The following is a 25502-nucleotide window of genomic DNA, read 5'->3' as shown; positions in this document are numbered from 1 at the left end:
GGTTTGGGCCGCACGCCTCTCGATGGTCTGAAAAAGATGCGTGATAATAAAGCATGCCCCGCTTGACGGCTAGCGCCGTCGGAGACCCTTGTAATGCCCGAGCAAGATCTACGTTTACAACAGCTGGAAGTCTGGCTGGATGAGCAGTTGCCGATCCTCTTCAACGCTCAGGACTGGGGCCCCGTGCCCCCGGCCACATTGACCGCGGCCAGCAGCGACGCGAGTTTCAGGCGTTACTTCCGATGGGAGGGCGGTGCCCATACGTTCGTCGTCATGGACGCGCCACCCCCCCAGGAAAACTGCAAACCTTTCGTCGATATCGCGCATTTGCTCGCGAAATCGGGAATAAATGTGCCAAAAATTTATGCAGAAGATTTGCCCCGAGGCTTTCTTTTGCTCAATGACCTGGGCACAAAAACCTATCTGGACGTGATTGACGGTGAAAACGCCGACCAATTATTTGCCGATGCCATCGACGCGCTGCTGGCTTTTCAGCAATTGCCGATGGATGCACCTTTGCCCAGCTATGACGTGGCTTTATTGCGTCGCGAGCTGGAATTGTTCCCGGAATGGTACGTGCGTCGTCACCTGGGCATCGACCTCGATGCTGAGCAACAGGCCCTTTGGCAACGCGCCAGCCAGCAGTTGATCGACAGCGCCCTGGCCCAGCCCAAGGTGCTGGTGCACCGCGACTACATGCCGCGCAACCTGATGATCAGTGAGCCGAGCCCTGGCGTGCTGGATTTCCAGGACGCGGTCTACGGGCCGGTGACCTACGACATTACCTGCCTGTTCAAGGACGCCTTCCTCAGTTGGCCCCAGGCCCGCGTGCGCGAATGGCAGCGTGGCTATTGGCAGCGCGCCGGGCAGTTGGGGATTCCCGTGCAGGACGACTTTGAAGAGTTTTTGCGTGCCAGCGACCTGATGGGCGTGCAGCGTCACCTCAAGGTCATCGGCATCTTTTCGCGTATCTGCCATCGCGACGGCAAGCCACGCTACCTGGCCGACGTGCCGCGTTTCTTTGCTTATATAGAAGCGGTGCTGGCCGACCGACCTGAGTTGAGTGACCTGGGCGAGTTACTCGCCAGCCTGCGCGAACCTGTCGAGGCCAGCGTATGAAGGCGATGATCCTGGCGGCGGGAAAGGGCGAACGCATGCGTCCGCTCACCCTGCATACGCCCAAGCCGCTGGTGCAAGCCGGCGGCAAGCGGCTGATCGAGTATCACCTTGAAGCCTTGGCGAAGGCCGGCTTTACCGAGATCGTGATCAACCACGCATGGCTTGGTCAGCAGATTGAAAACTACTTGGGCGACGGCGCCCAGTTTGGTCTGCGCATCCGCTACTCGCCAGAGGGTGAACCGCTGGAAACGGGGGGCGGGATATTCCAGGCGTTGCCGCTGCTGGGTGACGAACCGTTTCTGGTGGTCAATGGCGATATCTGGACGGACTACGATTTCACCCAGCTCAAGCAGCCGATCCGGGGCCTGGCGCACTTGGTGATGGTCGACAACCCTGCGCACCACCCGTCGGGCGGGGATTTCTATCTGGATCACGGCGTGCTTCATGATGCCGCGCCCGGTGCCGATAACCTGACCTTCAGTGGCATTTCAGTGCTCGACCCTAAAGTGTTCGCGGGTTGCAGCGCCGGTGCCTTCAAACTGGCCCCGCTGTTGCGCGAGGCCATGGCCAAAGGTTTGGTAACGGGGGAGCACATGGCAGGACGCTGGGTGGATGTAGGGACACTGGAGCGACTGGCCCAGGTCGAAACCTTGCTGACAGCGGGGCAGTAGGATGTTGTGGCCAGGGACGCTGATCGGCGCCGGGGCTGGCTTTGCCATTGCCAGTATTCCGGGGGCTTTGTTGGGGGCATTGCTGGGGCAGGCGCTGGACCGCCGCCTGCAATTGCACAGTTGGGCGCAACTGCGTGAACGCCTGGGTGGGCGCCCGGCCTTGCGCAACGATGAACTGTTGTTTGTGCTGCTGGGGCGCTTGGCCAAGAGTAATGGCCGGGTAGTCGATGGGCATATCCAGCAAGCGCGCCAGGAAATGCGCGCACTGGACATGACTGAGCCGGCCCAGCGCCGCGCGATCAGCGCCTTCAACCGTGGCAAGTCCGGCAGCGACCGGGTGCGCAGTTACCTGCGGGTGCTCAAAACGCAGCCCCATGCGGCGGAAGGCGTGCTGCGCGCCTGTTGGCGCATGGCGTGGGCGGACGGTCGGACGGATGCTGCCGAGCGCGACCTGATCGACCAGTGGGGCAAGTGGCTGGGCTGGACGCCGCAACAGCTACAGGCATTGGCGAGCGATTACGCACCGGAGCGCAAGCCACTGGCCAATCGTGGCGGTGCCTATCAGGAGGCATTGCGTATTTTGGGGGTGACGGCAACCACTGAGCCTTCGGTGATCAAGCGCGCCTACCGCCGCCTGCTCAGCCGCCACCATCCGGACAAGATCGCCGGCACGGGTGCCAGCCCCGCGCAAGTGCGTGAGGCGACCGAGCGAACCCGTGAATTGCATAACGCCTATGCGTTGATTCGTGAGCGTCGGGATTTTCGCTGAGGCCATCGCCACTCAACTCCATGTTGTAGGAGCGAGCTTGCTCGCGAAAAACTCCCAGGCGCCGCGTTTATTCAGGAAGCACGCACTATCGTTGACGTTTTTCGCGAGCAAGCTCGCTCCTACAGAAGGCAATGTTGCCCTCGATAGCGGAGTGTCAGTCTGCGCCGCCCTGCGGGCTCAACCACCCGCGAACCCTGCGGTACAACTGCTCTTGCTGCGCCGCGCTATTACCGGGCAACGCCGTGAGCGACACCTGCTTATAGCCGTCATTCTTCGAGCGCTTGGCTGCCTGAAGTCGTTCCTGAGCGTTTTTGCGATCCTGAGCGCCCTCTTGATAGAACACATCCGCCGTGGGCACCTTCAAGGCCGGCGCCAGTTGTTGCAGGTCCGGTTGGCGAGCCGCAGGCGTCTTGCCGGCTACCATCACCAACCTCTGCACTTGAGAAGGTTGTTTCTCGCTCAGGTAGCGTGCCGCCCACCAGGCGCCGGTGCCATGGCCGAGCAACACCACGCTGCGGGCGTTTTGGGTCTGGGCGAAGGCGACGGCGGCGTCGATACGGTCGAAGATGCGCTTGGCGTCGGTCTTGTCCTGCTCATCCGCCCCTGGCACCACCGCCGGGTCAGTGCCTTCGGCCTCGGCACTGGCGGCCTGTTCGACCGGCTTGGCTGCGGTGCTGCCTTCCTTGCTGCTGGTATCGACCGCCGCTGTCGGCGGTTCGATGAGCCGTGGCGGCAGGGTGTCTACATTGACGTCAGGCAATGACAGGCTGAGGGTGCCCCAGGCGGCGTCCGGCAACTTGCGCCGCAGAGGCGCGATGGCCTGCGGCCAGTCCGCGTTCTCCCCGGCACCTGGTATGAGGATCACCACACCCTCGGCTTCGGCGCTGTTGGCAGGTTTCCACAGCGCCAGGAACGAATCGCTACCCGCCTGCAATTGCTGTTGCTCCTGCTGCGGCACCTGGCGTTCGAGTGCATTGGCTTCTTGCTGGCTACGCTCGGGTAAGGGCTGGCGTTCAGCCGGCTTTTCGATGGCAGGCGAGGGCGCATCCTCGGCCTGGACAGGCAGTGCGCTGGTAAACAGAAGTGACAGGCACCATGCTGGCAGTGCCGAACGGTGAAGAAAAAGCATCGTTGATTCCCGGCCAGAAGTGATTCCAGCAGCCTAATGGGTTGGTCGGTATTTGTCAGGGGTATGAGGCGCGGTTCTCGTTACCAACAGGCTATCGGCGGTTTGTACGCCGCCTTGATGGGTGCGGCGCGACCATTCAACCAATGAATGGCAGACAACACGCCAGGGGCGGCTATTCTTGTGCCAGCCCATCATTCATAAGAGGCCGCGCACATGAGTACTTCCTCATTCAAGATCGCCCACAAACTGCTGACTGGCGCAGGTGCCATCGAACAACTGGCTGCCGAACTCACGCGCCTGGATGTGGATAACCCGCTGATCGTCACCGACGCCGCGTTGGTCCAGTCCGGCACCGTGGCGCTGGCCCTGGAGCACCTGGGCGATCGAGCCTACGAAATTTTCGACCGCGTGCTGCCCGACCCGGAAATTGCCATCGTCGAAGACTGCATGCGTGCTTACCGCGAAGGCGGGCATGACGGCCTGATCGGTGTGGGTGGCGGTAGTGCCATCGACATCGCCAAGAGCGTGGCGGCCTATGCCGGTTATCACGGCGCGCTGGCGGACCTGTTCGGCGTTGATCAGGTGCCGCGCAAAGGCCCGCCGTTGATCGCCATCCCCACCACGGCCGGCACCGGCTCGGAGGTGACCAATGTAGCGATACTGTCCGACAAGGCGGCACAGCTGAAAAAAGGCATCGTCAGCGATTACTTGCTGCCGGATGTCGCGCTGATCAGCCCGCAAATGACCTTGACCTGCCCACGCGGTGTCACGGCCGCCAGTGGCGTGGACGCCTTGGTGCATGCCATCGAATCCTACCTGTCGCTGAATGCTTCGCCGATTACCGACGCCTTGGCCATCGGTGCGATCAAATTGATTGCCAGCGCGTTGCCCAAGGCTTACGCCAACCCGGCGAACCTGCAGGCCCGTGACGACATGGCCACCGCCAGCCTGATGGCCGGCATGGCCTTTGGCAACGCGGGCGTCGGTGCCGTGCATGCGCTGGCGTACCCGTTGGGTGGGCGCTTCAACATTGCCCATGGCGTAAGCAACGCGCTGTTGTTGCCGTATGTGATGCACTGGAACAAGTTGGCCTGCGTCGAGCGCATGCAGGACATTGCCCAGGCCATGGGCGTCAATATCGCCGGGCTGAGCGTGAATGACGCTGCCGACCAGGCGGTAGAGGCGATGACACGACTGTGTGCGGCAGTGGAGATCCCGTCCGGCCTGCGCAGTTTCGGCGTGCCCGAGGACGCCATCCCGGCCATGGCCAGTGAAGCCGCAGGTATTGAGCGCTTGATGCGCAACAACCCGCGCAGGCTCAGTGCCGCCGATATCGAAAAAATCTACCGGGCAGCTTACTAACCGTTGAGATAGGTCACGGTGCGCGCAGCAAAGCATGAGGTATACAATGCGCGCCATCGTGATTTAGCTCAAAAAAGGTGCGTCATGCAGCCCTTCGTCATTGCTCCATCGATTCTCTCTGCCGACTTCGCCCGCCTGGGTGAGGAAGTGGACAAGGTGTTGGCCGCCGGTGCCGACTTCGTGCACTTCGATGTCATGGACAACCACTACGTACCCAACCTGACCATCGGCCCGATGGTGTGCGCCGCATTGCGCAAGTACGGCATCACTGCGCCGATTGATGCGCACCTGATGGTCAGCCCCGTGGACCGTATCGTCGGTGACTTCATCGAGGCGGGTGCGACTTACATCACCTTCCACCCGGAAGCCACATTGCACGTTGACCGCACCTTGCAACTGATCCGCGAAGGCGGCTGCAAGGCAGGCCTGGTATTCAACCCGGCCACGCCGCTGAGCGTGCTTGAGTACGTGATGGACAAGGTCGACATGGTCTTGCTGATGAGCGTCAACCCCGGTTTCGGCGGGCAGAAGTTTATCCCTGGCACCTTGAACAAGCTGCGTGAGGCCCGTGCGCTGATCGATGCGTCGGGGCGTGACATCCGCCTGGAGATCGACGGCGGGGTCAACGTCAACAATATCCGTGAGATCGCCGCAGCGGGTGCCGATACTTTCGTGGCCGGCTCGGCGATCTTCAACGCCCCGGACTACCAGGCCGTCATCGACAAGATGCGTGCCGAACTGGCGCTGGCGCGTCCATGAGCGGTTTTGAGCAGTTGTTCCCCGGCAAATTGCCACGGCTGGTGATGTTCGATCTGGACGGTACCTTGATCGACTCGGTACCCGACCTGGCGGCCGCGGTGGACCAGATGCTGCTCAAACTGGGGCGCAAGCCGGCGGGGATCGAGTCGGTACGCGAATGGGTCGGCAATGGCGCGCCGATGTTGGTGCGCCGGGCCTTGGCCAACGACATCGATGCCACGGGCGTGGATGAGGTTGAGGCGGAACATGCCTTGGAGCTGTTCAATGCCGCTTATGAAAGCAGCCACGAACTGACCGTGGTTTACCCCGGTGTGCGCGACACCCTCAAGTGGTTGAGCAAGCAGGGCGTGGAAATGGCCCTGATCACCAACAAGCCGGAGCGCTTCGTTGCGCCGTTGTTGGACCAGATGAAAATCGGTCGCTACTTCCGCTGGATCATCGGCGGCGATACCTTGCCGCAGAAAAAGCCCGACCCGGCGGCCCTGTTTTTCGTGATGAAAATGGCCAATATCCCGGCGTCTCAATCGCTGTTTGTCGGCGATTCGCGCAGTGATGTGCTGGCGGCGAAAGCGGCGGGCGTGCAGTGCGTGGCCTTGAGTTATGGTTACAACCATGGCCGGCCGATTGCGGAAGAGTCCCCCGCGCTGGTCATTGATGACCTGCGACTGCTAATCCCCGGTTGCTTGGGCGCTGGCGCTGAGATAACGTTGCCCGACATTGATTCGTCCCCTTCTGGAAATTCCATCGTGGTGGTCACTCGCAAACTCTGGATGAAAGTCATCAAGGCCCTGGCCCGCTGGCGTTGGCGCGCCTGACTGATCCTGGCCGCGAGTGCGGCACGTTTGCCTACCTGACTGTTTGACCCTCACACCACGAGGCACCTCATGACCCGCGAAGAATTCCTGCGTTTGGCCGCTGCCGGCTATAACCGTATCCCCATGGCTTGCGAAACCCTGGCCGACTTCGATACGCCGCTGTCGATCTACCTGAAGCTGGCCGACGAGCCCAACTCTTACCTGCTCGAGTCGGTACAGGGCGGGGAGAAGTGGGGCCGTTACTCGATCATTGGCCTGCCATGTCGCACGGTGCTGCGCGTACACGACCATCATGTGAGCATCACCCATGATGGCGTGGAGATCGAAAGCCACGATGTAGAAGACCCGCTGGCCTTTGTCGAAACCTTCAAGGCGCGCTACAACGTGCCGACCATTGCTGGCCTGCCGCGCTTCAACGGCGGCCTGGTGGGGTACTTCGGCTATGACTGCGTGCGCTATGTGGAAAAGCGCCTGGGCAAATGCCCGAACCCAGACCCGCTGGGCGTGCCGGACATTTTGCTGATGGTGTCCGACGCGGTGGTGGTGTTCGACAACCTCGCCGGCAAGATGCATGCGATTGTCCTCGCCGACCCTGCCCAGGCTGATGCCTTCGAACAAGGGCAGGCCAACCTGGAAGCGCTGCTGGAAAAGCTTCGCCAGCCGATCACCCCGCGTCGCGGCCTGGACCTCAGCCGTCCACCGGCGACCGACCCGGTGTTCCGCTCAAGCTTTACCCAGGATGACTACGAGCGCGCCGTCGATACCATCAAGGAATACATCCTCGCCGGTGACTGCATGCAAGTGGTGCCGTCGCAACGCATGTCCATCGACTTCAAGGCGGCGCCGATTGACCTGTACCGCGCACTGCGTTGCTTCAACCCGACGCCGTATATGTACTTCTTCAACTTCGGCGACTTCCACGTCGTGGGCAGTTCGCCGGAAGTGCTGGTACGGGTTGAAGACAACCTGATCACCGTGCGCCCGATTGCCGGTACGCGCCCCCGTGGCGCGACCGAAGAAGCAGACGTAGCGCTGGAAGAAGACCTGCTCAGCGACGAAAAGGAAATCGCCGAACACCTGATGTTGATCGACCTGGGGCGCAACGACACTGGGCGTGTCTCGGAAATCGGCTCGGTGAAACTGACTGAGAAGATGGTCATCGAGCGGTATTCCAATGTGATGCATATCGTGTCCAACGTCACCGGCGAGCTGAAGGCCGGGCTGACGGCGATGGACGCCCTGCGGGCGATTTTGCCGGCGGGCACCTTGTCGGGGGCGCCGAAGATCCGTGCGATGGAAATCATCGACGAACTGGAGCCGGTCAAGCGCGGTGTCTATGGCGGCGCCGTCGGGTATTTTGCCTGGAACGGCAATATGGACACCGCCATTGCGATCCGTACGGCGGTGATCAAGAACGGCGAACTGCATGTGCAGGCCGGTGGTGGGATTGTGGCGGACTCGGTGCCGGCCCTTGAGTGGGAAGAAACCCTGAACAAGCGTCGGGCGATGTTCCGTGCGGTGGCGTTGGCAGAGCAAACCCCACAAGACTAAAGCTGGAATAAAAAATGTGGGAGCGGGCTTGCTCGCGAATACAGAGTGTCAGTCGATACATGTGTGACTGATACACCGTATTCGCGAGCAAGCCCGCTCCCACATTAGTTTTTCACCGGTCTTGGGATTTGTTTAGAAATCCAGACTGACCCCGACATTGACCCCTTGCTGGGTCAAATTGTCGTCCTTCCTCAGGTTATACGCCGCCCGCAACGCCAGGTCCTGAGTCAGCTTGTGGCTGACACCCAGGCTCAAACGGTCAGAGTTGCTGCGAGGCGTATACCCGTCCAGCTTGAAGTCGATTCCCTGCACGCTGTTGAGCGAAATGTTCACCTTCTGGGTGTCATTTTCAAACTCATGCTCGTGGGCCACTTCGCCAAAAACTTGAGTTTGTGGCGTGATGCGGTAGTTGCCTTGCAGGCCGATGCCCAGGCGCTTGGAGTCGCGTTGTTGATCATCAAAGGTCAGGGCGGTGGAGCGGCTGCTTTTCTCAGAGTAGCCATTGACTTCAACTCGCGCGTAGTCGGCGCTGATGAAGGGCGACAGGTGCCAGTCGCTGCCCGGTGCGGCGATGTCATACCCCACGCGGCCGCTCAGGGCCCAGAGCCAGCCATCGGTATCACCTTTCTCCGAACCTTCGCTGACGCCCAGGGCGAACTTGCGCTTGAGGCTGTCGAAGTCTAGCTTGCCGCCGGTCAATGCAGCATCGGCCCACCAGTGATTTTGCTGGTACTGAGCGAAAGCCGTGCCCATATAGCTGTTGAGCTTGTAGTCCGAATCATTGGCACCGGCTTCGAGTGTCTGCCGATACAGGCCGGCGGCAACGCCCGCGCGCCAGTTTTCATTGAGCCGGTAGCTGCCACCGATATTCAGGTTATAGCCGCTGCCGTCGCCACTGGCCGAGCTGCTTTGATCATCAAAATCCAGGCGTTGGCCGCCACCGGCGACTATGGCGCGCCATTGGCCGACGGCTTGCCAACCGCCGTTGTCTGCTTGCCATTGGTTGCGCAGCTCGTCTTGGTGGGCGCGCAAGGTGCCTTGGGCCATTTCCGGCAGCAAGGTCAGCTCCCACGGCGCGGCGAGTAGCGAATAGGCGTAGTCGGCAATCAAGCGTTGCCCGGCCACGGTAGGGTGGACCGAGTCGTTGTAGATCAATTGGGTCGGGTCCGGGTTGGTGCCACCGATGCCGTAGGTAGGGTTGGCGGTGCAACTGTTACCGCTGAAGCAGGTGCCCGTCAGATTCTGCCCGGTGGCGAGGCCGAAGCGGGCCGGATCGGCGAAAGCCTCGTTCAACAACAGCGGGATGTTCAGCGGGATAACCTGCGCATCCACTTGTGACAGGCGCTGTACCAGGGACTGGTTGAAAATATTACTCAGGGCCGAAGTCGCTGCTTGCTGTGGGGTGCCATTGATGGCCGGCGTCAGCCCCAGGTCGGGTAGCATCCAGACCATGATGTAGCGCGCGCCGGCTTGTTGCAGGGCCTGGGCGCTGTCCGCCAGCCTGCCACCGGCGGCGACCGCTTGAGCGGGGCTGAGGACCCGGCCCTGCAGGAAGTCATTGCCGCCCCCGGAAAGAAAGTAAAGCGCGTTCGGGTCGGCTCTCCCACCATTAGCCGGCAGATAGCCCTGCCGGCTGCGCAATACAGTTCCGCCCCCGGGGTTGCCTGGGGGAATCGCAGCATTGGAGACTGAGGTAATGGAGTCGAGGATATTGTCGGTGCGGTAGCCACCCACTGCCCAGTTGTTTCCGTCTGGCAAACCCTGGGCTGCGCGAACCGGTGAGGTGGAGGCATTCAGGTCGTTGGGCGCGACGCCCAGTTTTGCGCCCAGCAGGGTCGAGGAGACCAGGCCATATTCACCCTGGAAGTTCGCCCCGGTTCGGTTGGTAAAACGTAATGTGGCGCCGGCCGAACCGTCGGGAAACTGGCCCGCATCCGCCAGGCTGTCACCGAAAACCACCATGGTTGAATAAGGTGACGGGGCTGCGAACGCCTGGGCGCAGGCCAATGACAGGAGGCAGCCGGCAAGGGGCGCGTAAAACGCTGGTCTGAGCATGCAAGATTCCATTCGGTTGTTTTTATGTTGGAGGTGAAACACTAGCAAAATTTTTGGCATTTTTTGTAAGGAAAACCGGAATCCGCCTACGTTGCGCCCCCGTATTTGCGGCTCCATATTGCACCGCTGGCGAGCCTACGTTACTGTGCCTGAACGTATGAATGAGACCCTCCCCGTGTTGATCATCAGCAAACTCTTGATGCGAGTAGTCAAGGCACACGCCCGTTGGCGTTGGCGCGCCTGACATTTTTCTCTGCCGGCCTGGCCGGACCTGTACCGATTTGCCTTCTTCACCCGTTGTCTGACGCCCCTTGCCAACTCCCCCTGGCAACCGGAACGTGCGTCTGGCAGCGGGTCACGCTCTTGGAAGGTGATCATTTGAAATCAGTGAATTCAAGAGGTTTGAACCCACATGTTGCTGATGATTGATAACTACGACTCCTTTACCTACAACGTTGTGCAGTACCTGGGCGAACTGGGTGCCGAGGTCAAGGTGGTGCGCAACGATGAACTTACTGTTGCCGAAATCGCCGCGTTGAACCCCGAGCGCATCGTCGTCTCACCTGGCCCATGCACGCCGACCGAGGCGGGTATCTCTCTGGAAGCCATCCAGTATTTCGCCGGCAAGCTGCCGATCCTGGGCGTCTGCCTGGGCCATCAGTCCATCGGACAGGCGTTTGGCGGTGATGTGGTGCGCGCGCGCGAGGTCATGCACGGCAAGACCAGCCCGGTGTTCCATCGCGACCTGGGTGTGTTCCAAGGCCTGAACCTGCCGGTGACCGTGACCCGTTACCACTCACTGGTGGTCAAGCGTGAGACCTTGCCCGAATGCCTGGAGCTGACCGCCTGGACCCAACTGGAAGACGGCTCGGTCGACGAGATCATGGGCCTGCGTCACAAGACACTGAACATCGAAGGGGTGCAATTTCACCCTGAATCAATCCTGACCGAGCAGGGCTACGAGCTGTTCGCCAACTTTCTCAAGCAGAGCGGCGGCACGCGCTAAGGACTTTTCATGGATATCAAGACTGCCCTGAGCCGTATCGTCGGCCATCTGGACCTGAGCACCGCGGAAATGAGCGATGTGATGCGCGAGATCATGACCGGTCAATGCACCGATGCTCAGATCGGCGCTTTTATGATGGCGATGCGCATGAAGAGCGAAAGCATCGACGAAATCGTCGGTGCGGTGTCGGTGATGCGTGAGCTGGCGGACAAGGTCGAACTCAAGACCCTCGACGGCGTCGTCGATGTAGTGGGCACCGGCGGTGACGGTGCGAATATTTTCAACGTGTCGACCGCCTCATCCTTTGTGGTGGCCGCCGCTGGTTGCACCGTCGCCAAGCACGGTAACCGTGCAGTGTCTGGCAAGAGCGGCAGTGCCGACTTGCTGGAAGCGGCCGGTATTTACCTGAACCTCACGCCGGTGCAAGTAGCGCGCTGCATTGACAGCGTTGGCATCGGCTTCATGTTTGCCCAGTCCCATCACGGCGCGATGAAGCACGCTGCCGGCCCGCGCAAGGACCTTGGCCTGCGTACCCTGTTCAATATGCTCGGCCCGCTTACGAATCCGGCCGGTGTGAAGCATCAGGTGGTGGGGGTGTTCAGCCAGGCGCTGTGCCGGCCGCTGGCCGAAGTCTTGCAGCGTTTGGGCAGCAAGCATGTGCTGGTAGTGCATTCCAAGGATGGCCTCGACGAATTCAGCCTGGCGGCGCCGACCTTCGTGGCGGAGCTGAAGAATGACGAGGTCACCGAATATTGGGTCGAACCCGAAGACCTGGGCATGAAAAGCCAGAGCCTACACGGCCTGGCGGTGGAAAGCCCGGCGGCTTCGTTGGAGTTGATTCGTGATGCCCTGGGGCGTCGCAAGACCGAAAACGGTCAGAAAGCTGCGGAAATGATTGTGCTCAATGCTGGCGCAGCCCTTTACGCCGCCGACCATGCCTATAGTCTCAAGGAAGGTGTCGCCTTGGCCCACGATGCGCTGCACACCGGCCTGGCTCGCGAGAAGCTCGAAGAGCTGGGAGCATTCACCGCCGTATTCAAGATGGAGAATGAAGGATGAGTGTGCCAACCGTTCTGGAAAAGATCCTGGCCCGCAAGGCTGAAGAAGTGGCCGAGCGCCGCGCCCGTGTGAGCCTGGCCGAGTTGGAAGCGCAGGTGAAAGCCGCCGATGCGCCACGCGGCTTTGCCCATGCCTTGATCGCTCAGGCCAAGCTCAAGCAGCCGGCCGTGATCGCCGAGGTCAAAAAGGCTTCGCCGAGCAAGGGGGTGATTCGCGAACACTTCGTACCTGCTGAAATCGCCGCCAGTTACGAGAAGGGTGGAGCGACCTGCCTGTCTGTGCTGACCGATATCGACTACTTCCAGGGTTCCGACCTGTTCCTGCAACAGGCTCGCGCCGCGTGCAAGTTGCCGGTGATCCGCAAGGATTTCATGGTTGACCCATACCAAATCGTCGAAGCCCGAGCCTTGGGTGCCGACTGCGTGTTGCTGATTGTTTCCGCGTTGGATGACGTGAAGATGGCCGAGCTGGCGGCCGTGGCCAAAAGCGTCGGCTTGGATGTATTGGTCGAAGTGCACGACGGCGACGAGTTGGAGCGCGCATTGAAGACTCTCGACACACCGCTGGTGGGCGTCAACAACCGTAACCTGCATACCTTCGACGTCAGCCTGGAAACCACTCTGGACCTGCTGCCGCGTATCCCTCGCGATCGTCTGGTGATTACCGAAAGTGGCATCGTCAACCGCGCCGATGTGGAACTGATGGAAATCAGTGGCGTGTACTCGTTCCTGGTGGGCGAGACGTTTATGCGCGCCGAGAACCCAGGGGCGGAATTGCAGCGCTTGTTCTTCCCGGAGCGCGGTACGACGATCAGCGGTTCGACACTAGACTGATTTGAAATACGCTCGGAACTGTAGGAGCTGGCCTGCGATAGCGGCGGGTCAGCCAACCTCTGTGTAGCTGACACACCGCTATCGCAGGCAAGCCAGCTCCCACATTGGGTTTTGTGTTTATTCAGGTAGGTGTTCGATGCTCCAGCCCGTGATCATGACTGTCGAAGCAGGCCTTGCCGCCGAGCAAGACCTATTGGCAGCCGTTTGCGCGGGGGAGCAGGCGTTCGGATTGCTGTTCTGGCAGCCCAGTGACCAAGCGCTGGTCATGCCGCGCCGTTTGAGCCGGTTGCCGGCATTCGAGGCTGCGAGCCAGGTCTCGGCCGATGCGGGTTGGCCGGTGTTGCTGCGTGAAACCGGCGGTGAGCCGGTGCCGCAGTCCGGCGCCACGGTCAATATCGCCCTGGTCTATGCCCCGCCGCGCAGTGAAGGCGACCAAGGGCGTATCGAAACCGGCTATCAGCGCTTGTGCCAACCGATCTGTGATCTGTTGATCGAGTTGGGCGGTAATGCGTCCGTCGGCGAAATTGACGGTGCCTTTTGCGACGGTCGTTACAACGTCAATCTTGATGGCCGCAAAATGGTGGGCACTGCCCAGCGTTGGCGACAAAGCGGTGGCCGCCCGGTCGGATTGGTGCATGGGGCGATGTTGCTGGAGAACGATCGTGAGCAACTGATTGCGGCGGTCAATCGCTTCAATCAAGCCTGCGGCTTGGAGCAGCGAGTTCGCGCCGACAGCCATATCGCACTGCACGAAGCGTTTCCCGCGCCGGATGCTATCAGTCGGCTCGACACGCTGTACCGTCAGATGCTGGCTGGCTTCCTGCCGGTTTAACGGGTGCCGAACACCACCATCGTCTTGCCTTTGACGTGCACCAGATTGCGTTCTTCCAAGTCCTTGAGCACGCGGCCGACCATTTCCCGCGAACACCCGACAATACGTCCGATCTCCTGGCGCGTGACTTTGATCTGCATGCCGTCGGGATGGGTCATGGCATCGGGTTGCTTGCATAACTCCAGCAGGCAGCGAGCGACGCGACCGGTGACATCAAAGAACGCCAGGTCGCCGACCTTGCGCGTGGTATCGCGCAAGCGCTGGGCAATCTGACCGCTCAGGGCATACAAGATATCCGGATCATGCTGGGCCAGTTCGCGAAATTTCGAATAGCTGATCTCGGCCACTTCGCACTCAACTTTGGCCCTTACCCAAGCGCTGCGTTCCTGCTCTTTGCCTGCTTGTTCAAACAGGCCCAGCTCCCCGAAGAAATCCCCGGTGTTGAGGTAGGCAATGATCATCTCACGGCCATCTTCATCCTCGATCAGGATGGTGACCGAGCCCTTGATAATGAAGAACAGGGTTTCTGAACGCTCGCCAGCGCAGATGATGTTGTGCTTGGCCGGATGACGCCGGCGCTGGCAATGCAACAGCAGCTTGTCGAGGTTCTTGATCTTGGGTGTGGGAGTAAGAGCAACCATGGTTGTATCCCGAAAAGACTGCGCGGTGTAGTTGGCGTTGTTTTTATCCAGCGGCCTCTCATTGATAGACGCTGTACAAGTCATGGCAATGCGCCATTCATTTGGCGCCAGCTTACCAGACACCTTCTGTCACGATTAGCCAATTTACCGGGCAAACGCTGTCATTTATCGAATTTATGCAGGGCGCTGCTGTTTCAAAGCCCTGTGCTAAGCTGGCGACCCTTTTTTAGCAGTGGAGTCTGGGCGATGAAGGCACGCATCCAATGGGCGGGCGAAGCCATGTTCCTCGGTGAGTCGGGCAGCGGCCACGTGGTGGTCATGGACGGTCCGCCGGAAGCCGGCGGGCGTAACCTGGGTGTACGCCCGATGGAAATGTTGCTGCTGGGTGTGGGCGGTTGCAGCAATTTCGATGTGGTCAGCATCTTGAAGAAGTCGCGCCAGGCCGTGGAAAGCTGCGAAGCCTTCCTGGAAGCCGAACGCGCCACTGAAGACCCCAAGGTTTTTACCAAGATCCATATGCATTTCGTGGTCAAGGGCCGGGCGCTGAAAGAAGCCCAGGTCAAGCGTGCCATTGAGCTGTCGGCCGAGAAGTACTGCTCAGCATCGATCATGCTGGGGGCGGCGGGCGTGGTCATTACCCACGACTACGAAATCATCGAGCTGGGTTGATTGCAGCAGGCAAAAGAAAGGGCGCTTTGGGCGCCCTTTTTTTCGGTTCAGATTCGATAGGTGCTTTTGGTCATGACCTTGGCCAACAGGCTCATGCCGAACCGTACCGGGGCTGGAAAGCGGAAGCCGCCCGCGTCCAGCGCGCTTTCTGCATGGTGTTCTTCATCGATGCGCATCTGCTCAAGAATGGCCCGGGACTTTTCGTCTTCGGCCGGCAGTTGCTCCAGGTGTTCATCCAGGTGTTTGCACACCTGATGTTCTGTCGCGGCCACAAACCCCAGGCTGACTTTGTCGCTGATCAGCCCGGCAGCCGCGCCGATACCAAACGACAAGCCATAGAACAGTGGGTTGAGCACGCTGGGATGGCTGCCCAACTGGCGGATGCGTTGTTCGCACCAGGCCAGGTGGTCGATCTCTTCCTCGGCCGCATGCTCCATCGCCGTGCGTACCTGTGGCAACTTGGCGGTCAGCGCCTGGCCCTGGTACAGCGCCTGGGCACAGACTTCACCGGTATGGTTGATGCGCATCAGGCCGGCCACGTGACGGGTGTCGGTCTCGCTCAGCTGTACATCCGGCTGCACGATGGCGGGCGATGGACGGTAAGGTTGGCCGCTGAACGGCAGCAGGGTGCGCATGGCCATGTCGGCTTGCAGCAACAGACGGTCAATCGGCGAGTAGTGACGTTGGGTAGTCATGCTGACCTCCGGGAAGAATCTCGGCGGCCAGTTTACCGCAAGAGAGCGTCCAGCGTTTGTGCTGAGTCAATTTGCCCTTGTGCACTCAGCCTGGTGGCCAGTTCATCTGGCGCTGACCCAGCACGTGCATATGGATGTGATAAACGGTTTGCCCGCCGTCTTCATTGCAATTCATCACCACGCGAAAGCCTTTTTCGCAGCCTTGTTCCACGGCCAGGCGTTGAGCAGTGAACAGGATATGGCCGGCCAGCGCCTTATCGTCCTCGGTCAGGTCATTGAGGGTACGAATGGGCTTTTTCGGGATAACCAGAAAATGCACCGGCGCCTGTGGGGCGATATCGTGAAAAGCCAGGACCTGGTCATCTTCATAGATGATCTTCGCCGGTATTTCTCTGTTGATGATCTTGGTGAACAGAGTATCCACAGCTGTATCTCCATCGTGAATGTGAGGTGAGTGTACTTAGGCCATCAGCGTGGGCAATAGGCCTTGTTGATGGCGCCGGCAATTTTGCGGGTCAGCCAGCGCGGGCTCAGGCGTGGGCTGAACGTCAGCCAACGGTTGCGGCGCCCGGGAATGATGATGGCTTTGTTCTTTTCCAGTGCGCGTACGGTGTAGAGCGCGACTTCTTCCGGGCTCATCAGTTGCTGGCTGCGGTCGAGTTTCGCCGTATCCATCTGTGCGGTGCCGAAGAATGCGGTGCGCGTAGGGCCGGGGCACAGCACTGAAACCTTGATGCCGCAGGTCTTCAATTCTTCGCGCAACCCTTCGGAAAAGTGCAGCACGTAGGCTTTGCTGGCGTAGTAGCTGCTCATCCACGGCCCAGGCTGGAAGGCGGCGACCGAGGCCACATTGAGGATTTGCCCGCCGCCATGCAGGGCCATGGCATTGCCCAGTGCGTGGCACATGCGGGTCAGGGCCAGGATGTTGACTTCGATGAGATCCTGCTCGGTCATCCAGTCCTGGGCCAGGAACGGCCCGCTGGTGCCGATGCCGGCGCAGTTGACCAGCAGGTCGATCTGCCGCTCACCCTCTTCGAGCTCCAGCAAAAAGCCGGACAAACGCAGCGGTTCGCCCAGGTCACAGGCACGAAACAGCACCTCGACGCCGAAGCGTTGGGTCAATTCCAATGCAATGCTTTCCAACTGATCACGCTGGCGGGCCACCAGAATCAAGCTGCGGCCGCGCCGTGCCAAGGCTTCGGCCAATGCCAGGCCGATGCCGCTGGAGGCGCCGGTGATCAGAGCGTAACGGGTCATGCCTTTCTCCATCGCAACGCCACCGGCCTATGACCGTGCGTCACAGGCGGCGGGCGTTTCTTCACTGTTCTGGAGAGTCTACAGGTTCGGCTGCGTCGTCAGCACTTTGCGCTGCGGCTTCATCAACGATAACGCTTTGATCGGCGTCTGCATCGGAGGTGATGGAGCTGCTTTCGTAGCTGCTGTCCATGTTGGCTTCAAGCTGGTCCAGATAGCCGTTCATGCCCAGGGTGACGACAATGATGAGCATCAAAGGGATAAACGCCAGCCACAGCGAGGCCAGTATTTTCACCGCAGTGGAGTTGCGTGGTGGTGGCGCGCCGTATTGGTTGGCGCCCGTATTGCCTGGCAATACCAGCAACAGCAGTGGGAATACGCTGTTTACCAGCGGAACCAGGTTGAGCAGGTACAGCCAGCCAGACCAGCCCAGGTCATGCAGGCGCTGCACGCCGATTTGCACGCTCACCACTACCAGTGCCACAAACAGCGCGAAACCCAGCAGTGAGCCAATAATGATGGCGATGGTTGGCGAGGCTGTCGCCACCGCGAAGCCCACCGTACTGATGATGCCCGCGGCCACCAACATCGCGACGGTCAGCGCCAGCGTCCAGGCCAGGTAGCGCAGGCGCCCGATGCGCCCGTGGATGGTGAACACCTTCAGAGTGGCGAACTCCGGCAGGTCGTCGCCAACGGCAGCGCGTGGTGGTGCATAAGGTGACGCGGCGGCGCGGTCAGCGGTTGACGAGCCTGTCTCGTGGGTTTCTGCCAGGCTGAATGCCACGGGTTGTTCGGCTTCGATGCGTGCGTCCACCCCGGCATTGTGCAGTGCCGTGAGGTAGGTTTCAGCGTCGGAGTGGGACAGGTCGCGTTTGAGCGCGACGGGGCGGCCGGTGAAGAGCTTTTCGATTGCGTCAACATCGCTTTTGAATAACTCGGCGAGGTTCAGCTTGGCGGTGGTGCTTTCGACACCTGGGCGCAAGGCTCCGTCAAACACAATCTTGAAACGGCTGTCGCTCATGCGGGCATCCTTGTCACTTAATCAGGGGGAGTATGCAGGCCTGTCCAATTGGCAGGCCCGGCAGTGGGTCAGCGTGGCCAGCGCAGTTGCGCGGCATGCTCGCGTGCTTTGCGGTATTCGGCATCCAGGCGCGCTATGAGCTCATCCACACTGGGCACATCATTGATCTCACCGACGCCTTGGCCGGCAGACCATACAGTTTTCCACGCTTTGGCCTCATCGCTCAACGGCTTGAGCTTGGAACCGAAGTTGACTTCCCCTTTGCCTTGAAGCGCAGCGAGGTCAAAACCGGCATTTTCCAGGCTCTGGCGCATGAAGCTTGCAGGTACGCCGGAGACAGCAGGAGTGTGCACGATGTCGGCGGCGCGCGATGTGAGCAGCATCTCCTTATAGGCATCCGGTGCCTGGCTTTCGGTGGTGCCGATAAAGCGCGTGCCGAAATAAGCGAGGTCTGCCCCCAGCACCTGGGCGGCAAGAATTTCGTGCCCATGGTTAAGGCAGCCCGCCAGCAGCAGGGTTTTGTCGAAGAACTGGCGAATCTCGGCAATCAGCGAAAAGGGGCTCCAGGTGCCAGCGTGGCCTCCCGCGCCAGCGGCTACGGCAATCAGGCCGTCGACGCCGGCTTCAGCGGCTTTCTCGGCATGGCGTCGGGTAGTGACGTCATGAAATACCAGGCCGCCGTAGCTGTGAACGGCATCTACCAATTCCTTTACCGCACCGAGGCTGGTGATGACGATGGGCACCTTGTGCTCGACGCAGATCGCCAGGTCGGCCTCCAGCCGCGGGTTGCTGTTGTGCACGATCAGGTTCACAGCATAGGGCGCAGGGTTGTCCAACTGCGCCAAGCCCGCTTCGATTTCTTCCAACCAGGCCTTGAATCCACTGCTTTCGCGTTGGTTGAGCGCCGGGAAACTGCCAACTACGCCGTTGCGGCAGCAGGCCAGGACCAGTTGCGGATTGGAGATCAGAAACATCGGCGCGGCCACCACGGGCAGGCGCAGACGTTGTTCCAGCAGAGCGGGCAGCGACATTGGAGGTTCCCCGAGTAATTGAAGTTAGAACGGTTTGACCACGACCAAAATTACGATAGCCAGCAATATCAGAACCGGGACTTCATTGAACCAGCGATAAAAGACATGGCTGCGGGTGTTCTCGCCACGGGCGAAGCGCTTTACCTGTGCGCCGCACATGTGATGGTAGCCAATCAGCAGGACGACCAGGGTCAGCTTGGCGTGGATCCAGGCGCCCGACTGGAAAATGCCGGGGTTGAGGGCCAGCATCCAGATGCCGAAGACCAGTGTGGCAACCATCGCCGGGCCCATGATGCCCCGGTACAACTTGCGCTCCATGATGCTGAAGCGTTCCTTGCTGACGGTGTCTTCGCTTTGGGCGTGGTAGACGAACAGGCGCGGCAGGTAGAACAGCCCGGCAAACCAGCAAACGATGCTGACGATGTGGAAGGCTTTGACCCATAGATAGAGCATTTTAGTTATTCCCAGGTTCACGGTAGCGAAGATAGTAGTGGCTCATGCGCCCGTACGTCACGTTGACGGTTGTCGCAGGACGATACGGCCCCTATTATCGACGGCTTTCCAGTGGGTTCGTTGAGGGCAGGTTTATGGTCAAGGTCGGTATCGTCGGCGGCACGGGTTACACCGGTGTCGAATTGCTGCGTCTGTTGGCTCAGCATCCGCAAGCTGAGGTGGTGGTTATCACTTCCCGATCCGAAGCCGGGCTGGCCGTGGCCGATATGTACCCGAACCTGCGAGGCCACTATGACGGCCTGGCGTTCAGTGTGCCGGACACCAAGACCCTGGGTGCCTGCGACGTGGTGTTCTTCGCCACGCCTCACGGTGTAGCCCATGCGTTGGCCGGTGAGCTGTTGGCGGCCGGTACCAAGGTTGTCGACTTGTCGGCAGACTTCCGCCTGCAAGACGCCGATGAGTGGGCCAAGTGGTACGGCCAACCCCATGGTGCGCCGCAGCTGTTGGAAGAGGCAGTCTACGGCCTGCCGGAAGTCAATCGCGAGCAGATCAAGCAAGCACGCCTGATTGCGGTGCCGGGTTGCTATCCAACAGCCACGCAATTGGGCTTCCTGCCATTGCTGGAAGCTGGTCTGGCGGATGCGTCGCGCCTGATCGCCGACTGCAAGTCGGGCGTCAGTGGTGCGGGCCGTGGCGCAGCAGTCGGTTCTCTGTACTCCGAAACGTCGGAAAGCATGAAAGCCTATGCGGTAAAAGGTCATCGTCACTTGCCGGAAATCCGCCAAGGCCTGCGCCGCGCTGCCGGCCAGGAGGTAGGGCTGACCTTCGTGCCGCACCTGACGCCAATGATCCGCGGGATTCACTCCACGCTGTATGCGACTGTCACCGATCGCTCGGTAGACCTGCAGGCGTTGTTTGAAAAGCGTTATGCCAATGAGCCGTTCGTCGATGTGATGCCGGCCGGCAGCCATCCGGAAACGCGCAGCGTGCGAGGCGCCAATGTGTGCCGTATTGCGGTGCATCGTCCGCAGGATGGCGACCTGGTGGTGGTGTTGTCGGTGATCGACAACCTGGTCAAGGGCGCGTCGGGCCAGGCGGTGCAGAACATGAACATCCTGTTCGGTCTAGACGAGAAGTTGGGCCTGTCCCACGCGGGCATGCTGCCTTAACGCGGGTTTACCGTTGCACAAAAGGCCCGTTGATCGGGCCTTTTGCATTTTTAATGGTCGCTGGGCAGATTGATATACCGTAACAATAGTTGACCGCTTTTCTAGGAGAAGCGGATAATGCCGGTCATTACGCATATGGCGGCGCTACGCCGGGAGATTATCAGCATGAGCGTTGAATCCTTCACCCCCACGGCTTTGCAATTCACCCACGGTGCTGCGCACAAGGTGAAGAGCCTGGTCGATGAAGAGGGTAATGATCGCTTGAAGCTGCGCGTATTTGTTACGGGCGGCGGTTGTTCAGGGTTTCAGTACGGTTTTACCTTCGATGAAGATGTGGCCGATGACGACACTATCGTTGAGCGCGAGGGTGTGAGCCTGGTCGTGGATCCGATGAGCTTCCAATACCTGGCGGGTGCCGAGGTGGATTATCAGGAAGGTCTGGAAGGCTCGCGCTTCGTGATCAAGAACCCTAATGCCACCACGACGTGTGGTTGCGGGTCCTCGTTCTCGATCTGACCGGTAGCAGATACAAAAACGCCGCTTGGCTTTACGGGCCAAGCGGCGTTTTGCTGTCTGGGATTCAGGCGGGGTAGATCGCGCCAAGCACTCGAAGCCCGCGAGCGCCAGTGACGCTGGGGCGATTGGCGGCAATTCCCTCAAGGCAGCAATGGGCCAGCCAGGCGAAGGCCATTGCCTCTACCCAGTCAGGGTCTACGCCGTAGGCCGCTGTAGTGCTGACATGGGTGGAAGGCAGTAGCGCGGTCAGCCGGCTCATCAGTGCCCCGTTATGGGCGCCGCCGCCGCAGATCAGCAAGGTTGTTGTGTCAGTTTGGGCGCTTTGCAGGGACTCGACGACGGTCAGGGCCGTCAGCTCCAGCAGGGTGGCCTGCACGTCTTGGGGGTCAAAGGCGGGCAAGCGGCCAAGGTGCTGCTGCAGCCAGGCCAGGTTGAACACCTCTCGCCCCGTGCTTTTCGGGCCTTTGGTCAAGAAAAACGGATCGCTGAGCAACGTGGTGAGCAACTGGGGCTGTACCTTTCCGCTGGCCGCCCATTGCCCGTCCCGATCGAAGTGTTCGCCGCGCTGCAAATGAATCCACGCATCGAGCAGTACGTTCCCTGGGCCGCAGTCGAAACCGGCGACAGGCTTGCCCGTCTCGATCAGGCTGAGGTTGCTGAACCCGCCGACATTCAATACCGCGCGATTGCCCGTCTGCTCGTCGAACAAGGCTTCATGAAAGGCAGGAACCAAAGGAGCGCCTTGGCCGCCGGCAGCGACATCGCGGCTGCGGAAGTCGCTGACGACGGTGATATCTGTCAGTTCGGTGAGAAGGGCAGGGTTGCCGATCTGAACGGTAAAGCCTCGGGCGGGTTCATGGCGAATCGTCTGGCCATGGCTACCAATCGCCCGAACGTCTTGAGGCTTGAGGTTCTGTTGATCCAGCAAGGCGTGGATGCCTTGGGCGGCGAGCGTGACCCATTGTTGCTGGGCGATTGCCGAGCGGGCGATCTCATCCGGGCCGCTGGCGCATAGGCTCAGCAGTTCTGTGCGCAAGGCGTCAGGCATCGGAATGTAGCGGGTGGCGATCAGATTGATCGCCGCACCTTGTTCGATAAGGGCGATATCCAGGCCGTCGAGGCTGGTCCCGGACATCACGCCGATATAGAGCGGCATACCTTAACGCTTCGCCGAAGCCAGCAAGGTGGAGCGCTCTTGATCCATCCGTGCCATCAGCGGCTGGCTCTGCTGCATGAAGCGCGCGCGTTCGGCCTTGGCAATCGGGTCGGCCATCGGCAGCTTCTGGCCCAATGGGTCGACGTGTACGCCGTTGACCTGGAACTCGTAGTGCAAGTGCGGGCCGGTGGAGAGGCCGGTGGTACCGATGTAGCCGATCACTTGGCCTTGTTTCACGTTGCCGCCAGTCTTCACGCCCTTGGCGAACCCTTGCATGTGGCCGTACAGCGTGCGGTAAGTGTTGCCGTGCTGGATGATCACTGTATTGCCGTAACCACCACGGCGCCCCGCCAACAAGACCTTGCCGTCGCCCGCCGCCTTGATTGGCGTGCCACGCGGCGCGGCATAGTCGACGCCCTTGTGTGCGCGAATTTTGTTCAGAATTGGATGCTTGCGGCCCATGGAGAAACGCGAGCTAATACGGGCAAAGTCAACGGGTGTACGGATGAAGGCCTTGCGCATGCTGTTGCCATCAGCCGTGTAGTAGCTGCTGTTGCCTTGTTTGTTGGTGTAGCGCACGGCGGTGTAGGTTTTGCCACGGTTTGTGAAGCGTGCAGACAGAATGTTGCCAGTGCCGACTACTTTTCCGTTGGCTACTTTCTGCTCGTAGATCACGTCGAATTCGTCGCCTTGACGGATGTCCTGAGCGAAGTCGATGTCGTAGCCAAATACGCTGGCCATGTCCATGGTCATGCTATGCGACAGGCCCGCACGCGCAGCCGATTGCGACAGGGAGCTGTTGATCACGCCATGTACGTAGGCGGAACGCATGACGGGTTTGGTGGTGATTCGGTTGAATGCGAAGCCTTTGGCGCCTTTGCTCAGGCTGATGCTTTCCAAGTCACTGATGCTGGTATGCAGGTTGTTCAACTGGCCGTCTGGCGTCAGCTCAAATTCAAGCTTTTGGCCACGTTTGAGCTGAGTGAATTGCTTGGCTTGTTTATCGCTGGCGAGCACGTCATTTACAGCGGCGGCAGGCAACCCAACCTTTTCGAACAGGGTAGAGAGAGTGTCGCCTTTGCCCACGATGACTTCGCGATGCTGGGGATTCTTGGTTGCGGCGGCCGCAGGTGCTTCCTGGGCGGCTTGCTGGGTGTCTTCGGGAGTGCTTTCGATCTGTGCGAAAGGTGATTCAGTTGCAGTGTTTGTGGCTTGTTGTGCCTCGGAAGCGTCTTGATCTTGTGTCAGTTGTTCAACTGGGCTTTCCAGATCAAGGCTCAGGGATGTTCGTTTGGCTTCAACGTCACTGGAAGGGAATACCAGCAGTGCCAGGCTGAGAAGGGCGGCGATACCACTTGCGGCGAGCAGGTGGGTCTTCGGGTAAAGCGGCGGCGCTTTAGACGGTTCAGTGGTCATAGGTAATTTTGACTTTGAAGATGAAATGGAAAAGATGAATGACATGATGAAGATGAAATAACTGTATAAAATATAACCAAATCATCTGTGGCGCAAGCTCGCGAACGCTGGGCTTGCTGAACGGTGTCCGTGCGCAGGGCAAAACTTGTAATTAGTCCCTGATCTTGTATGGTTGGTTCCCTTTTGAATCTGAGCCTTGCGGGTCTGTTATGAAGTCGGTTGAAGAGCAGCTAGCGCTGATAAAACGTGGTGCGGAAGAACTGTTGGTCGAGGCCGAGCTGATCGAAAAGCTCAAGCGTGGCCAACCCCTGCGTATCAAGGCTGGCTTTGATCCGACTGCGCCGGATCTGCACCTGGGTCATACCGTGCTTATTAATAAGCTGCGTCAGTTCCAGGAACTGGGCCATCAGGTCATCTTCCTTATAGGTGACTTCACCGGGATGATCGGTGATCCAAGCGGCAAGAGCGCTACGCGCCCGCCGCTGACTCGCGAACAGGTGCTCGATAATGCCGAGACCTATAAGACGCAGGTATTCAAGATCCTTGATCCAGCCAAGACCGAGGTGGCGTTCAACTCCACCTGGATGGACAAAATGGGGCCGGCAGATTTCATTCGCCTGACTTCCCAATACACCGTGGCGCGCATGCTTGAGCGCGATGACTTCGACAAGCGCTACTCGACCAATCAGCCAATCGCCATCCATGAGTTCCTCTATCCGCTGGTTCAGGGGTATGACTCGGTGGCGCTGCGTGCGGACGTTGAGTTGGGCGGCACCGATCAGAAGTTCAACCTGTTGATGGGGCGTGAATTGCAGCGCGCCTATGGTCAGGAGGCTCAGTGCATTCTGACCATGCCGTTGTTGGAAGGCTTGGATGGCGTCAAGAAGATGTCCAAGTCCTTGGGTAACTATGTCGGTATCCAGGAAGCGCCGGGTGTGATGTACGGCAAGCTGGTGTCTATTCCGGATGCACTGATGTGGCGTTACTTCGAGTTGTTGAGCTTCCGCTCGATGGACGAAATCAATGCGCTGCGTGCGGATGTCGAGGCGGGCGCTAATCCTCGGGATGTGAAGATTAAGCTGGCTGAAGAAATCGTTGCGCGCTTCCATGGTGAGGAGGCTGCGGCCAGCGCTCACCGTGCGGCAGGTAATCGCATGAAAGATGGCGAGCTGCCTGACGATCTGCCGGAGATTGAGCTGACTGCTGCCGAGGCTATGCCGATTGCGGCTGTGCTTAATAAGGCTGGCCTGGTGAAAAACTCGGCGGTCGCGCGCGATCTCTTGGGTTCGGGCGGTGTGCGTATAGATGGTGAGGTGGTTGATCGCACCTTTATATACGAGCTGGGCGCCACTCACGTTTGCCAGGCGGGTAAGAAGGCATTTGCGCGTATTACGCTCAAATCCGAATAAGTCTGAAATAGGTGTTGACGGCGAATTATATCTGTCTATAATTCGCCCCACTTCCGGCGCAGTCGAAACGGAAAACTCCTTGGTAAACAAAGAGTTACGCAGTTATCGACAG

The 25502-nt window shown here is 59.8% G+C and carries 26 protein-coding genes; 15 read left to right on the top strand and 11 right to left on the bottom strand.

Features of this window, described 5'->3' with window-relative positions:
• Positions 1 to 93 precede the first annotated feature (93 nt).
• The 3 genes from A7K61_RS08420 to A7K61_RS08410 are packed head-to-tail and all read left to right on the top strand — an operon-like array spanning position 94 to position 2559.
• The gene (locus A7K61_RS08420) at positions 94 to 1119 is read left to right on the top strand and encodes an aminoglycoside phosphotransferase family protein (protein ID WP_032895044.1); all 1026 of its coding nucleotides are present in this window, start codon (positions 94 to 96) and stop codon (positions 1117 to 1119) included.
• Positions 1116 to 1790, top strand: coding sequence for an N-acetylmuramate alpha-1-phosphate uridylyltransferase MurU (gene murU / locus A7K61_RS08415; protein ID WP_069557399.1), 675 nt, complete (start codon positions 1116 to 1118; stop codon positions 1788 to 1790). Before A7K61_RS08420 ends, murU begins: the two co-directional genes overlap by 4 nt.
• Position 1791: 1 nt before the next feature.
• Positions 1792 to 2559 (top strand): TerB family tellurite resistance protein, encoded by a 768-nt coding sequence (locus tag A7K61_RS08410; protein ID WP_069557398.1) that lies wholly within the window; start codon positions 1792 to 1794, stop codon positions 2557 to 2559.
• Between the two features lie 154 nt (positions 2560 to 2713).
• Here the strand turns inward: A7K61_RS08410 and A7K61_RS08405 are convergent, their stop codons facing one another.
• Complete coding sequence (locus A7K61_RS08405; protein ID WP_069557397.1) at positions 2714 to 3688, bottom strand: alpha/beta hydrolase family protein; 975 nt, start codon at positions 3686 to 3688, stop codon at positions 2714 to 2716.
• 213 nt (positions 3689 to 3901) lie between these two features.
• Here A7K61_RS08405 and A7K61_RS08400 point away from each other — a divergent pair, with 213 nt between their 5' ends.
• The 4 genes from A7K61_RS08400 to trpE all read left to right on the top strand — a co-directional run bounded on the left by A7K61_RS08400 (position 3902) and on the right by trpE (position 8175).
• Entirely contained in the window at positions 3902 to 5050 is a 1149-nt protein-coding gene (locus tag A7K61_RS08400; RefSeq protein WP_057710306.1) for an iron-containing alcohol dehydrogenase, read from the top strand.
• A gap of 84 nt (positions 5051 to 5134) precedes the next feature.
• A complete protein-coding gene (rpe, locus tag A7K61_RS08395) occupies positions 5135 to 5809 on the top strand; it encodes a ribulose-phosphate 3-epimerase (RefSeq protein WP_003194703.1) in 675 nt (224 codons plus the stop codon).
• On the top strand, positions 5806 to 6624 hold the full coding sequence (locus A7K61_RS08390; RefSeq protein ID WP_044269436.1) for a phosphoglycolate phosphatase: 819 nt from the start codon (positions 5806 to 5808) through the stop codon (positions 6622 to 6624). The genes rpe and A7K61_RS08390 overlap by 4 nt, the downstream gene beginning before the upstream one ends.
• A gap of 69 nt (positions 6625 to 6693) precedes the next feature.
• Entirely contained in the window at positions 6694 to 8175 is a 1482-nt protein-coding gene (gene trpE / locus A7K61_RS08385) for an anthranilate synthase component I (protein WP_047711906.1), read from the top strand.
• A 132-nt stretch (positions 8176 to 8307) separates the two neighbouring features.
• On the opposite strand, the gene estP is transcribed toward trpE, so the two are convergent.
• Positions 8308 to 10230 carry an esterase EstP gene (gene estP, locus A7K61_RS08380; protein ID WP_069557396.1) on the bottom strand — a complete coding sequence of 641 codons (1923 nt, stop codon included), beginning with the start codon at positions 10228 to 10230 and terminating at the stop codon, positions 8308 to 8310.
• Positions 10231 to 10642: 412 nt separating this feature from the next.
• Between estP and A7K61_RS08375 the strand changes: the two genes are divergently transcribed.
• From A7K61_RS08375 to A7K61_RS08360, 4 genes are all read left to right on the top strand, one after another.
• Entirely contained in the window at positions 10643 to 11236 is a 594-nt protein-coding gene (locus tag A7K61_RS08375) for an aminodeoxychorismate/anthranilate synthase component II (RefSeq protein WP_044269431.1), read from the top strand.
• 9 nt (positions 11237 to 11245) lie between these two features.
• Positions 11246 to 12295 (top strand): anthranilate phosphoribosyltransferase, encoded by a 1050-nt coding sequence (gene trpD / locus A7K61_RS08370; RefSeq protein WP_003194694.1) that lies wholly within the window; start codon positions 11246 to 11248, stop codon positions 12293 to 12295.
• Positions 12292 to 13128, top strand: coding sequence for an indole-3-glycerol phosphate synthase TrpC (gene trpC, locus A7K61_RS08365; RefSeq protein WP_069557395.1), 837 nt, complete (start codon positions 12292 to 12294; stop codon positions 13126 to 13128). Before trpD ends, trpC begins: the two co-directional genes overlap by 4 nt.
• A 136-nt stretch (positions 13129 to 13264) precedes the next feature.
• A complete protein-coding gene (locus A7K61_RS08360; protein ID WP_044269428.1) occupies positions 13265 to 13960 on the top strand; it encodes a lipoate--protein ligase family protein in 696 nt (231 codons plus the stop codon).
• Here the strand turns inward: A7K61_RS08360 and crp are convergent.
• Positions 13957 to 14601 (bottom strand): cAMP-activated global transcriptional regulator CRP, encoded by a 645-nt coding sequence (crp, locus tag A7K61_RS08355; RefSeq protein WP_044269426.1) that lies wholly within the window; start codon positions 14599 to 14601, stop codon positions 13957 to 13959. The genes A7K61_RS08360 and crp overlap by 4 nt on opposite strands.
• Before the next feature lie 246 nt (positions 14602 to 14847).
• On the opposite strand from crp, the gene A7K61_RS08350 reads away from it, so the two are divergent.
• Complete coding sequence (locus tag A7K61_RS08350) at positions 14848 to 15270, top strand: OsmC family protein (RefSeq protein WP_003194686.1); 423 nt, start codon at positions 14848 to 14850, stop codon at positions 15268 to 15270.
• Positions 15271 to 15317: 47 nt separating this feature from the next.
• Here A7K61_RS08350 and coq7 read toward each other — a convergent pair whose 3' ends face one another.
• From coq7 to hemJ, 6 genes are all read right to left on the bottom strand, one after another.
• Entirely contained in the window at positions 15318 to 15965 is a 648-nt protein-coding gene (coq7, locus tag A7K61_RS08345; RefSeq protein ID WP_003194684.1) for a 2-polyprenyl-3-methyl-6-methoxy-1,4-benzoquinone monooxygenase, read from the bottom strand.
• Positions 15966 to 16050: 85 nt separating this feature from the next.
• Positions 16051 to 16389, bottom strand: a complete 339-nt coding sequence (locus A7K61_RS08340; RefSeq protein ID WP_003194682.1) for a histidine triad nucleotide-binding protein — start codon at positions 16387 to 16389, stop codon at positions 16051 to 16053.
• Positions 16390 to 16433: 44 nt separating this feature from the next.
• Positions 16434 to 17222 carry an SDR family oxidoreductase gene (locus A7K61_RS08335; protein ID WP_003194680.1) on the bottom strand — a complete coding sequence of 263 codons (789 nt, stop codon included), beginning with the start codon at positions 17220 to 17222 and terminating at the stop codon, positions 16434 to 16436.
• A 61-nt stretch (positions 17223 to 17283) separates the two neighbouring features.
• The gene (locus A7K61_RS08330) at positions 17284 to 18240 is read right to left on the bottom strand and encodes a DUF805 domain-containing protein (RefSeq protein ID WP_044269424.1); all 957 of its coding nucleotides are present in this window, start codon (positions 18238 to 18240) and stop codon (positions 17284 to 17286) included.
• Positions 18241 to 18308: 68 nt separating this feature from the next.
• The gene (locus A7K61_RS08325; RefSeq protein WP_044269422.1) at positions 18309 to 19271 is read right to left on the bottom strand and encodes a nitronate monooxygenase family protein; all 963 of its coding nucleotides are present in this window, start codon (positions 19269 to 19271) and stop codon (positions 18309 to 18311) included.
• A 24-nt stretch (positions 19272 to 19295) separates the two neighbouring features.
• Positions 19296 to 19724 (bottom strand): protoporphyrinogen oxidase HemJ, encoded by a 429-nt coding sequence (hemJ, locus tag A7K61_RS08320; RefSeq protein ID WP_003194674.1) that lies wholly within the window; start codon positions 19722 to 19724, stop codon positions 19296 to 19298.
• A 134-nt stretch (positions 19725 to 19858) separates the two neighbouring features.
• On the opposite strand from hemJ, the gene argC reads away from it, so the two are divergent.
• Both argC and erpA read left to right on the top strand, forming a co-directional pair.
• Positions 19859 to 20893 (top strand): N-acetyl-gamma-glutamyl-phosphate reductase, encoded by a 1035-nt coding sequence (gene argC, locus A7K61_RS08315; RefSeq protein ID WP_047711902.1) that lies wholly within the window; start codon positions 19859 to 19861, stop codon positions 20891 to 20893.
• A 165-nt stretch (positions 20894 to 21058) separates the two neighbouring features.
• Positions 21059 to 21409 carry an iron-sulfur cluster insertion protein ErpA gene (erpA, locus tag A7K61_RS08310; protein ID WP_003176443.1) on the top strand — a complete coding sequence of 117 codons (351 nt, stop codon included), beginning with the start codon at positions 21059 to 21061 and terminating at the stop codon, positions 21407 to 21409.
• A 64-nt stretch (positions 21410 to 21473) separates the two neighbouring features.
• Here the strand turns inward: erpA and A7K61_RS08305 are convergent, their stop codons facing one another.
• Positions 21474 to 22565, bottom strand: a complete 1092-nt coding sequence (locus A7K61_RS08305; RefSeq protein ID WP_069557394.1) for an anhydro-N-acetylmuramic acid kinase — start codon at positions 22563 to 22565, stop codon at positions 21474 to 21476.
• Positions 22566 to 22568: 3 nt separating this feature from the next.
• A complete protein-coding gene (locus A7K61_RS08300) occupies positions 22569 to 23981 on the bottom strand; it encodes a peptidoglycan DD-metalloendopeptidase family protein (RefSeq protein ID WP_069557393.1) in 1413 nt (470 codons plus the stop codon).
• A 209-nt stretch (positions 23982 to 24190) separates the two neighbouring features.
• On the opposite strand from A7K61_RS08300, the gene tyrS reads away from it, so the two are divergent.
• On the top strand, positions 24191 to 25390 hold the full coding sequence (gene tyrS, locus A7K61_RS08295; RefSeq protein ID WP_005791998.1) for a tyrosine--tRNA ligase: 1200 nt from the start codon (positions 24191 to 24193) through the stop codon (positions 25388 to 25390).
• Positions 25391 to 25502: the final 112 nt, after the last annotated feature.

It is taken from the genome of Pseudomonas sp. AP42 (assembly GCF_001728935.1).
Classification (GTDB): domain Bacteria; phylum Pseudomonadota; class Gammaproteobacteria; order Pseudomonadales; family Pseudomonadaceae; genus Aquipseudomonas; species Aquipseudomonas lactis.
Note: the sequence above shows the minus strand (reverse complement) of the source record. Positions and strands in the feature narration are given on the sequence as shown.